General features: G+C 73.8%; 11 protein-coding genes. 8 read left to right on the top strand and 3 right to left on the bottom strand.

Annotated features, from left to right (window positions below; translation table 11 throughout):
- Both AOK15_RS37640 and AOK15_RS37635 read right to left on the bottom strand, forming a co-directional pair.
- Positions 1-1,278 (bottom strand): sensor histidine kinase (locus tag AOK15_RS37640; protein WP_055523254.1); only part of this gene is annotated, 1,278 nt, incomplete at its 3' end.
- 83 nt (positions 1,279-1,361) lie between these two features.
- Positions 1,362-2,111 (bottom strand): response regulator transcription factor, encoded by a 750-nt coding sequence (locus tag AOK15_RS37635; RefSeq protein ID WP_055523252.1) that lies wholly within the window; start codon positions 2,109-2,111, stop codon positions 1,362-1,364.
- Positions 2,112-2,342: 231 nt separating this feature from the next.
- On the opposite strand from AOK15_RS37635, the gene AOK15_RS37630 reads away from it, so the two are divergent.
- Both AOK15_RS37630 and AOK15_RS37625 read left to right on the top strand, forming a co-directional pair.
- The gene (locus tag AOK15_RS37630) at positions 2,343-3,704 is read left to right on the top strand and encodes a ferredoxin reductase family protein (protein ID WP_055523249.1); all 1,362 of its coding nucleotides are present in this window, start codon (positions 2,343-2,345) and stop codon (positions 3,702-3,704) included.
- 7 nt (positions 3,705-3,711) lie between these two features.
- Positions 3,712-4,191, top strand: a complete 480-nt coding sequence (locus tag AOK15_RS37625; protein ID WP_055523246.1) for an FMN-binding protein — start codon at positions 3,712-3,714, stop codon at positions 4,189-4,191.
- A 375-nt stretch (positions 4,192-4,566) separates the two neighbouring features.
- Here the strand turns inward: AOK15_RS37625 and AOK15_RS37620 are convergent, their stop codons facing one another.
- Entirely contained in the window at positions 4,567-5,283 is a 717-nt protein-coding gene (locus AOK15_RS37620; protein ID WP_055523244.1) for a polysaccharide deacetylase family protein, read from the bottom strand.
- 244 nt (positions 5,284-5,527) lie between these two features.
- Here AOK15_RS37620 and AOK15_RS37615 point away from each other — a divergent pair, with 244 nt between their 5' ends.
- The 6 genes from AOK15_RS37615 (at position 5,528) to AOK15_RS37590 (ending at position 10,131) form a co-directional block, all read left to right on the top strand.
- A complete protein-coding gene (locus AOK15_RS37615; protein ID WP_055523242.1) occupies positions 5,528-6,232 on the top strand; it encodes a DUF4232 domain-containing protein in 705 nt (234 codons plus the stop codon).
- A gap of 216 nt (positions 6,233-6,448) precedes the next feature.
- A complete protein-coding gene (locus AOK15_RS48665; RefSeq protein ID WP_063799105.1) occupies positions 6,449-6,847 on the top strand; it encodes a hypothetical protein in 399 nt (132 codons plus the stop codon).
- Between the two features lie 297 nt (positions 6,848-7,144).
- Positions 7,145-7,483 (top strand): helix-turn-helix domain-containing protein, encoded by a 339-nt coding sequence (locus tag AOK15_RS37605; protein WP_055523241.1) that lies wholly within the window; start codon positions 7,145-7,147, stop codon positions 7,481-7,483.
- 231 nt (positions 7,484-7,714) lie between these two features.
- Positions 7,715-7,918, top strand: coding sequence for a cold-shock protein (locus AOK15_RS37600; protein WP_007383480.1), 204 nt, complete (start codon positions 7,715-7,717; stop codon positions 7,916-7,918).
- 145 nt (positions 7,919-8,063) lie between these two features.
- Positions 8,064-9,791 (top strand): DEAD/DEAH box helicase, encoded by a 1,728-nt coding sequence (locus tag AOK15_RS37595; RefSeq protein WP_055523239.1) that lies wholly within the window; start codon positions 8,064-8,066, stop codon positions 9,789-9,791.
- A 43-nt stretch (positions 9,792-9,834) separates the two neighbouring features.
- Positions 9,835-10,131: an SCO5918 family protein gene (locus AOK15_RS37590; protein WP_055523237.1), complete on the top strand. Its 297-nt coding sequence runs from the start codon at positions 9,835-9,837 to the stop codon at positions 10,129-10,131.
- Positions 10,132-10,187: the final 56 nt, after the last annotated feature.

Raw genomic sequence — 10,187 nt, 5'->3', positions numbered from 1 at the left:
CTCGCTAGAGACCGTCCCGCCCCCGGTCCCCGGCGGGACGGTCTCTAGCGAGACCGTCACCGTCGTGCCGACGGGCGTGTGCAGGCGCGCGTTGGCCAGCAGGTTGGCCAGCATCTGATGGAGGCGGTGCGTGTCGCCCGGCACCGTCACCGGCTCCTCGGGCAGCTCCAGCGTCCAGCGGTGTCCGGGGCCCGCGGCCTGCGCGTCCGTCACCGCGTCCAGGACGAGGCGGGTCAGGTCGGCGGGGAGGCGTTCCAGGGGGCGGCCGGCGTCGAGCCGGGCGAGGAGCAGCAGATCGTCGACGACCTCGCCCATGCGGGCCGCCTCGGCCTCGATGCGCTCCAGGGCCCGCGCCACCTCGGGCGGCACCGGTCCGGGGTGCAGCAGCGCCAGTTCGGCGTGGCCGCGGATCGACGCCACGGGTGTGCGCAGCTCATGGCTGGCGTCGGCGGCGAAACTGCGCAGCCGTTCCTCGCTGGCGTGCCGTTTGGTCAGCGCGTCCTCGACGTGGCCGAGCATCGCGTTGAAGGCGCCGGCGACCCGTCCCACCTCGCTGCGCGGGTCGCTCTCGGGCGCGCGGGGCGCGGGGGTCACCTCGCCGCTGGACAGGGGCAGTTCACTGACCCGGGTGGCGGTCGCGGCCACGCTGCTGAGCGGCCGGAGGGACCAGCGCACCCACAGGGCGCCCGCGACTCCGGCGACGGCGAGGGCCGCGCCGAGGACGACCGCGGCGACCAGTTCCAGCCGGTGGACGGCGGCCTCCACGGGCTCCATGGGCAGCCCCGTGATCAGCACGTCGCCGTCCCGGCCCGCGGTCGCCATCATGCGGTAGTCGCCCAGCGCCGAGAGGTCGGTGCTGTGCCCGGCGCCGTCGGCCGGCAGCGCCGCGAGCCTGCTCCGGTCCCGGGCACCCAGCCGGACGGTGACCGTGCCCGTGCCGCTGCCGGAGGCCACCACGGCGGCGTTGGTGACCGTGTCGCCGACCAGCCGTGCCCCGAAGGTCCCGGCGGCCTGGCGTCGGGTGTCGCCGTCCTCGTCGCCGTCGTGGTCGGAGGGCGGGGTGCCGCCGTGCTCCAGGCTCGCGGGGAACCGCACGCCCGCCTCGCGCAGTTGCTGGTCGAGGCGGCCGGTGAGAAAACCGTTCAGCTCGACCACAGCAGCCACCCCGACGGCGGCCGAGCTGATCGCGAGCAGCACGACGAGGCCTGCTGTGAGCCGGGCCCGCAGCGTGTGCGGCCAGCGCGGTCGAGGCAGCCGCCGTCGGGGCCGGGACGGCACGGAACGGTCGGGCACGGAACGGTCGGGCACGGAAGGGTCGGGCACGGAGCCACCGGACGCGGGGTGCCGCCGCGGCCCCGCCGTCACCGTGTCACCGGCTTGAGCACGTACCCGGCGCCCCGCACCGTGTGGATCATGGGCTCGCGTCCCGCGTCCACCTTCTTGCGGAGGTAGGAGATGTAGAGCTCGACGACATGGGCCTGCCCGCCGAAGTCGTAGGACCACACGCGGTCGAGGATCTGCGCCTTGCTGAGCACGCGCCGCGGGTTGCGCATGAGCAGCCGCAGCAGCTCGAACTCCGTGCGGGACAACTCGACGAGTTCACCGCCGCGCGTGACCTCACGGGCCTCCTCGTCCATGACGAGGTCGCCGACGGTCAGCCGCGGCCCGTCCTCCAGCTGCCGGGCCATGCCGGCGCGACGCAGCAGTCCGCGCAGCCGGGCGACGACCTCCTCCAGGCTGAACGGTTTCGTCACGTAGTCGTCGCCGCCCGCCGTGATCCCGGCGATGCGGTCCTCGACCGCGTCCCGCGCGGTCAGGAAGAGCACACACACGTCGGGCCGGACGCCGTGCAGCGAACGCAGCACGGCGAAGCCGTCCGTGTCGGGGAGCATGACGTCGAGGACGACGGCGTCGGGCAGCAGCTCACGCGCCTCGGCGAGCGCCGAGACGCCGTCCCCGGCGGTGCGCACCTCCCAGCCCTCGTAGCGCAGGGCGCCGGAGAGGACCTCCGCGAGGTCGGGGTCGTCGTCGACGACGAGGACCCGGAGCGGGGTGCCGTCGGTCCGGGTCAGGGCGGGGCGGCCGGAGCCGCGCGGGCGGGGCGTGTTCATCTCGGTTACCAGGATGCGGCCTCCGCGCGGCCCGGGCCGCTTCCCCGGACCTCTGAGTTCGCTCTGAGTCCGCCGTGCCGCCTGTCCGCCCCCGTCCCGGCCGCACCCCTTGCCACCTGCGGCGAGGCCCCTGGCCCCGCCCGCGCGCTGAGAGCGGGCTCAGAGGTTGCTCCGGCACCGTGGCGACCCGTCCGGCCGTGAGGGCGGACACCCTGCCGAAAGGAGCCGCGGATGACGACGGTGCACGCACGACGGGGGGCCGCCCCCGCGCCCCCCGCACCTCCCGCGCCCAGGCGCTTCCCGGTCTGGGCCGTACCGGCCGTCCTGTGGGCCGGGGCCGCCGCCGTGCTCGCCCTGTGGTGGCTGGACACGGAGACGGTGGTGGGCACCGCGGGCCTGCTGACGGACGCCGGGCGGATCACCGGGCTGCTGTGCGGGTACGCCTGCGCCGTCCTCGTCGCTCTGATGGCCCGGGTCCCGCTGCTGGAGCGGCGCGTCGGCGCGGACCGCGTGGCGCACTGGCACGCGAGGGCGGGCCGCTACACGATCTGCCTGCTGGTGGCCCATGTCGTGCTGACCCTGCTCGGCTACGCCGCCCAGGACGGCTCCTCCCTCGTGCACGAGACGCTGACCGTGGTCCTGGACTACCCGGAGATGCTCAAGGCCACCGCCGGCACGGTCCTCCTGCTGGCGGTCGGGATCGTGTCGGCACGGGCGGTGCGCCGACACGTCAGCCACGAGTTCTGGTACTACACGCACCTGATGACGTACGCCGCGGTGTTCCTCGCCTTCGGCCACCAGCTGGCCCTGGGCGCGGACTTCACCGGCTCCCCGGCGGTCCGCGCCGCCTGGTACGCGCTGTACCTGGGCGCCGCGGCCCTGGTGGTGTGGTTCCGCGTGCTGACCCCGGTAAGACTCAACCTGCGGCACCGGCTGCGGGTCGACTCCGTGCACCGGGAGGCGCCGGGGGTGTACTCCGTCGTGGTCCGCGGACGGCGGCTGCACGAGTTGGGGGCACGGCCGGGGCAGTTCCTGCGCTGGCGGTTCCTCACCGACGGCATGCGCTGGACCTCCACGCCGTACTCCCTGTCGGCGCCGCCGCGCCCGGACCTGCTGCGCATCACCGTCAAGGCGCTCGGCGACCACAGCGCCGCCGTCGCCCGGCTGCGACCCGGCACCCGGGTGTGGGCGGAGGGCCCCTACGGGGCGCTGACCGCGGACCGGCGGACGACGCACCGGTCGCTGCTCGTGGCGGGCGGGGTGGGCATCACCCCGCTGCGGGCCCTGTTCGAGACGCTGCCCGGGGAGGTCACCCTCCTCTACCGCTGCCGCACCGCCGAGGACCTCGCCCTGGGCGCCGAGCTGGAGGCCGTCGCCCGGTGGCGCGGGGCGAGGGTGCTCTACGCGCCGAACGGTCCGCACGGCCGGCGGCCGGACCTGACCGCCGGGTCCCTGCGTGCGGCCGTGCCCGACCTGGACGCCCACGACGTGTACCTGTGCGGGCCGCACGGGTTCGCGCGGACCGTGTACGAGGCCCTGCGCGCCGCGGGTGTCCCCGACCGCCGTATCCACCACGAGTCCTTCGACCTGTGAGGCCGATGTGCACACACTGAGGAAGAACCGTCCCCTGCGCCGGATCGTGCTGACGAGCGCCGCGACCGTCTCCGGGGTCGTGCTGCTGCTGTCGCTGAAGCCGCACACGACGCCGCTCCTCGCCGGGCCACCGTCCTCCGTGGCGTCCGGCGGTGCGAGCGCGTCGGACGGAGGGACCGGTTCGAGCGGATCGAGCGGATCGGCCTCCGGCACCCGCACCCTCACCGGGGACACCGTGCGGACCCGCTACGGCCCCGTGCGGGTCCGCGTCACCGTGAAGGACGGCAGGCTCACCGACGTCACCGCGCTCGCCTTCCCCGCGGACAGCCCCCGGGACCGGCAGATCAGCTCGTACGCCGTCCCGCGGCTGACCAGGGAGGCCCTCACCGCGCAGAGCGCCGACATCGACACGGTCTCCGGAGCCACCTACACCAGCGAGGGCTACCGCCGATCGCTCCAGTCGGCCCTGGACTCCGCGAACCGCTGACCCGGTCCGCCCGCGGACGCGGGGCGGAGCCCCCTGGACCTGCCGGCGGTGAGGGCGAATCCGACGGCGAACGGCGTGACGCCCGTTGGGCGCGGCCCTGGGGGACGGAGGGGGCGAGGGGGCAGGCCGGCGCCCCGCGCAGGGCGGTGCGACGCCCGCGCGGAACACCTCCGGAGCCACTCGGCCTCCGGCACCCGGCGCGGCCGCGGGGCGCCGGTCGAGGAACCCGCCCGGTCGGGTCGGTCCGCGCCGCCCGAGAGGGCGGACGGCGGATGCCCCGGGAGCGTCCCCTGATCGCACGGGAGCACCACCGGGGCGTCGGCGCTCCCTGAGGCCATCTCGTCGGCAACGCGCCACGCGCGCGGGGGCTTTGGATCAGGGGCGGTAGGCGGCCCGGTTGTGGTAGACGACCTTGCCTGCGGACAGCTTGGTCGGGGCGAAGAGTTGGTCGACGGTGACGAAGTGGAATCCGCGTGCCTTGAGGGCCCTGATGATGCCGGGGACGGCGTCGACCGTCGTCCGGTGGATGTCGTGCATGAGGACGATGTCGCCGGGCCGGGTCTCCGCGTTGACGGTCCTGATCAGCCGGGCGGTGTCACGGTACTTCCAGTCGAGGGTGTCGACGCTCCAGTGCACCAGCGGCCGGCCGGCGGCGCTGCGGACGGTCGCGTTGTGGGCGCCGTAGGGCGCGCGGACGGTGGTGGGCTTCTTGCCGGTGGCCTGTTTGATCGCCGCGTCGGCGCGGGAGAACTGCGACTTGACCTTCGCGGCGCTCAGCTTCGTCAGATCGGCGTGGTCCCAGCTGTGGTTGCCTATCTGATGGCCGGCGAGCGAGGCGTCGCGCACCGTCGCCGGGTACTTCTGGGCGTTCTTGCCGACGACGTAGAAGGTGGCTCTGACGTCCCGCTCCTTCAGTATGTTCAGCAGGCGCCGGCTGTCGGTGACGGGGCCGTCGTCGAAGGTGAGCGCGACGCACTTCACCTTGCGGCAGTCGACGTTCTGAGGGGCGGCGGAGGCGGTCGTGGCGGTGCCGACCAGCGTGGTGCCGCACACGGCGGCGGTGATGGCCGAGGTGACGAGGCGTCGGTGCATCGGGTCCTCCAAGGGCAGTGAGTTGCCCTTTAGGACCAGCCCGACGAGGACCTGGATGTACGGGTGTGCGATTACGGCTGAATATGGTGTGCGCCGGGCCAAAGGGGGCGCGATTTCCGGCCATCGGCGCCGTCACACTGTCACAAACCTGTCCGAGGACGGCCCTCTCTCGGTACGCGGGGGCGGAAACATGTCCGCCATGGGGCACCATCGCCGGAACGTTCCGACTCTCGGGGGGCTTCCGATGGTTCACGCAGTTCGCGCACGCCGCACCGCCGCCGTACTCGCCGCGCTCTCGCTGGGCGTCCTGGCCCTGACCGCGTGCAAGGGGGACGCCGAGCAGGACGCGGCCGCCCCGAGCACGACGGCGAGCCCGTCCGCTCCGGGCAAGGACAAGGGCAAGGGCAAGGAGACAGGGAAGGACACCGGCGGGGACAAGGGCGCCACGGACGCCCCCGGCGGCAGCGGGGGGAGCGGTGGCAGCGGCGGGTCCTCCGGGAGCGACGGCACCCCCGGGGCGTCGGAGCCCGCCACGGACGACCAGGACGGCGGTGTCGGCATGTGCGAGACGACCGACCTGAGCTACAAGGTCACGGTCGCCTCCAAGCCGGTCAACCACGCGCTGCTGACCGCCACGAACAACAGCGGCGACCCCTGTCTGCTGCCGGCCGGCGAACTGGTCGTCACGATCCCGGGGCTCGACGGCGCCGCCGAGCACATGGGCCCCGCGGGCGAGGACTGGATCCTGAACTCCGGCGAGAAGGCGTACGCCGGGATCCTGTTCTCCCGCGCCGACACGCCGGGCGGCAAGAGCGCCGACAAGGTGGAGATCGCCCTCTCCGCCGCCGAGAGCCCCGCCACGGTGCCGATCGCCGACGGCCCCGTCACGGTCAACGACAGCCAGGTGACCAGCTTCTTCGGCACAGCCGAGGACGCGCTGACGTACTGACCACGCCGCCCGCCGCCCGCCGCCCGACAACTGACGCCCGACAACTGACGATCACAGCGGCGGGACGGGGGAGAGCAGGGGGACGAGGGCTGGGCCGACAGGTGCCGGGGCGGGCGGCAGCGCGCGGCGGGCCGGAGGCTGTGGGGCTTCGGTCGGGCTCAGGCGTACCGTGGATGTACTGGCCAGGGGGGCGGTAGTGGAGGGCGGTGGCGTCCAATGCGTATCCGGGACGGCCGCGTCGATGACGTCGACAGCACCCCCGAGGTCCGGTGGGCCCCGCACGTGGGTGCCGGGCTCGCCGAGGTGCGGGTCGTCGCGGCGGACCCCACCACGGCACAGCGGGTCGCCCGTGTCCTGCGCCGGGTGTTCCCCTGCGACGAACCCCGCAGCTACCCCGCGGGTGCCGACGGATGCGGCACGCTGCTCCATCTGACCGTCGACACCCGCCTCACCACCGGCTCCGCGCGCAAGGCCGCGCCATGGCTGTACAGCAGCCGCTCCCAGGGCGAACGCACCCACATCGACGAGCCCTGCTGCACGCACGCCGCGCAGCCCGCGCCCGGCGATTCCGAACCGGCGCGTAGCCGCCCCGGCGAGTACCGAACCGGCGCGTAGCCGCCCCGGCGGGCGCTGGACCCGCGCGTGGCGCCGCCGGGCGGGTGGGTGCCGGACGGTGGGTACTGGTCCGTCCGGGGTGTCGTGCGTCTCGCGGGGTGGTGGGGGCGCCGGGCCACGTCGCGGTGAAAGTCTGTCGTCGCGAGCACACATCTGCGAGGGTGCCGGTACTAGGGTTGTCGCACGAGGCAGCCGGTGGACGATCCCGGTGCCGGATCGCGCGCGGAGCACGGGGGGCCGCGCCGTCGTCCCGGGCCCGCGTCACGGCCCCTCCCGCGCCCCCGAAACGAAGGTGCCATGCCCGCTGAGAACGCCCGCGTCGCCGGGAATCTCGACGACGACGACTACCCCGCCTACACCATGGGGCGGGCCGCCGACGTTCTCGGCACCACCCCCGCCTTCCTCCGCGCCCTCGGCGAGGCCGAGTTGATCACCCCGCTCCGTTCGGAAGGCGGCCACCGCCGTTACTCCCGCCGCCAACTGCGCGTCGCCGCCCGCGCCCGCAAACTCGTCGACCAGGGCACGCCCGTCGAGGCCGCCTGCCGCATCGTCTCCCTGGAGGACCAGCTCGACGCGACCCTCCGGGTCAACCGGGACATGCGCCGGAGGCTGGGCGACCACGGCGCAAATACCTAGTCCCGCCGTTACAGAATTAGGGGCCACGGCGGATCGAGAATTCCCGCACGCCGCCGAAAACGTACGGGGGCCGGCGGCCCTGCCTGTGTTAGCGTGATAGCAGTTGCAGTTTTGGTTGCCAGAGATTTGTTTCTTTGCAGAGCTTTCCGGATCCTTCCGGAGGGGTGATCATCGCGGCGACTCGGATCCGTAAAGTGCGGATCCGGCACTGCCCCCCAAGGGAGATTCAATATGGCATCTGGCACCGTGAAGTGGTTCAACGCGGAAAAGGGCTTCGGCTTCATCGAGCAGGACGGCGGCGGCGCTGACGTGTTCGCCCACTACTCGAACATCGCCACCAGCGGCTTCCGCGAGCTTCAGGAAGGCCAGAAGGTTACCTTCGACGTCACGCAGGGTCAGAAGGGCCCCCAGGCCGAGAACATCGTTCCCGCCTGACGCTGACGCGAACTGAACGACTGAGGCCCGCACTCTTGGGGTGCGGGCCTTTTCGCATTTTCTTCGGCTCATTCTTGCGAATCCTCGCGCGGCCCCTGCCGCCGGACGGAATTCCTCGATACGCCGCATCGAGGAGGGTTCCTTCATGAACCGCACCCGTCGGGGTCATGGCGGCTCCGGCCGCCTCCGCACGGAGACCGACACCAACCGATCCACCGGCGGCAGCCGTGGCGGCCGCTTCCGCGCGCAGGACGCGGGCCGGAAGCAGTCCCGCCCCGCCGGTGCGCGCAGGAGCGGCGCGGGAGCGCGCTCCGCCGCCCGACCGCAGGAGTTCGCCCTGCCGGTCACCCTCACCGAGCCGCTGCCCGCGGTCGACTCCTTCACCGAACTCGACCTGCCGGCACGCCTGCTGACCGCGCTCGGCGCCGAAGGCGTCACCACGCCGTTCCCGATCCAGGCGGCCACCCTGCCGAACGCGCTGGCCGGCCGGGACGTCCTCGGCCGGGGCCGTACGGGCTCGGGCAAGACGCTCGCCTTCGGTCTGGCCGTCCTGGCCCGGCTGAACGGCCGGCGGGCCGAGCCCCGGCAGCCGCTCGCCCTGGTCCTCGTCCCCACCCGGGAACTGGCCCAGCAGGTCACCGACGCGCTCACCCCCTACGCCCGCGCGCTGCGGCTGCGGCTCGCCACAGTGGTGGGCGGTATGTCCATCGGCCGTCAGGCGAGCGCGCTGCGGGGCGGCGCCGAGGTCCTCATCGCCACGCCCGGCCGCCTCAAGGACCTCATAGAACGCGGCGACTGCCAGCTCGACCAGGTCACGGTCACCGTCCTCGACGAGGCCGACCAGATGGCCGACATGGGCTTCATGCCGCAGGTCACCGCGCTGCTCGACCAGGTCGACGCCGACGGCCAGCGGCTGCTGTTCTCGGCCACCCTGGACCGCAACATCGACCTCCTGGTACGCCGCTACCTGCACGACCCCGTGGTCCACTCGGTCGACCCGTCCGCGGGCGCCGTCAGCACCATGGAGCACCATCTGCTCCACGTCCACGACGACGACAAGCACGCCACCGCCACCGAGATCGCCGCGCGCGACGGGCGGGTGATCATGTTCCTGGACACCAAGCGCGCCGCCGACCGGCTGGCGACGCATCTGCTCTCCGTCGGGGTGCGCGCCTCGGCGCTGCACGGCGGCAAGTCCCAGCCCCAGCGCAACCGGACGCTCGCCGGGTTCAAGGACGGGAAGGTCACGGTGCTGGTGGCCACGAACGTCGCCGCCCGCGGCATCCATGTCGACGACCTCGACCTCGTCGTGAACGTCGACCCGCCGGGCGACCACAAGGACTATCTGCACCGCGGCGGCCGTACCGCGCGCGCCGGCGAGTCGGGCACCGTCGTCACCCTCGTCCTGCCGCACCAGCGCCGCGAGATGGACCGGCTGATGGCCGACGCCGGCATCACGCCGCGCACCGCGCGGGTGCGCCCCGGCGAGCCCGAACTGCACCGCATCACCGGCGCCCGCACCCCGTCTGGCGTGCCCGTCACCCTCACCCTCACCGTCCCGGCACCGGCCGCCGCACCGAGCGGCCGCAAGGGCGCGCCCGGCCGCACCGGCACCCGGCGCAACGGCGGACGCGGCAGAACCGAACGCTCGGCGACCAGCCCCGGCACCGGCAAGGGCACCCGCCCCGACGCGGGCACCGGCCCCGGCACCGGCGGGGGCAAGGGAACAGCCCGGAGCGGCGGCGGTCGCGACGGAACCGGCCGGAGCGGGAGCGGCCGAGAAGCGAGCGGCCGGAGCGGCAGCGGCCGTGAAGGAACCGGTCGGAGCCGTGGCGGGCGGGGGCGGCGGCCCGCGTCCGGGAGCGACTCGTAGCGGCCCCTCCGGTGTTGCACCCCCTATCCCTGTGGAGGCATCCATGCGCTGTGTCATCGCCCGATTCCCCTTCGACCTGACCAAGAGCGAGGTCGAGCAGTCGTTGAACGGCATCGCCCCCGAACCGGTGGTAGGCGTGGCCGTGACCATCAGCAGCCGTGTCTACCCGGTGATGCAGGTCGGGGAAGTGATCACCGGGCAGAACCGGCGCGACTTCACCACCGGTGAGATGCGCCGGGCACTGACCCGGCTCGGCTTCGCCTGCCACGACGCCGCTCCCCCCGCGCCCGCCGCCCCGGCCTGGAGCGCGCTCGCGGACGAGGGCGCGACGGGCTGGTGACCCGCCCCGCCGGCACCCCCGGCGGACGACGGCCCGCCCGCTGACCGGCACCGCGC

Origin of the sequence: Streptomyces ossamyceticus, from assembly GCF_001418475.1 — a bacterium.
GTDB lineage: Bacteria > Actinomycetota > Actinomycetes > Streptomycetales > Streptomycetaceae > Streptomyces > Streptomyces ossamyceticus.
The sequence above is the reverse complement of the archived record's forward strand: the minus strand, read 5'-3'. Positions and strand labels throughout refer to the sequence as shown.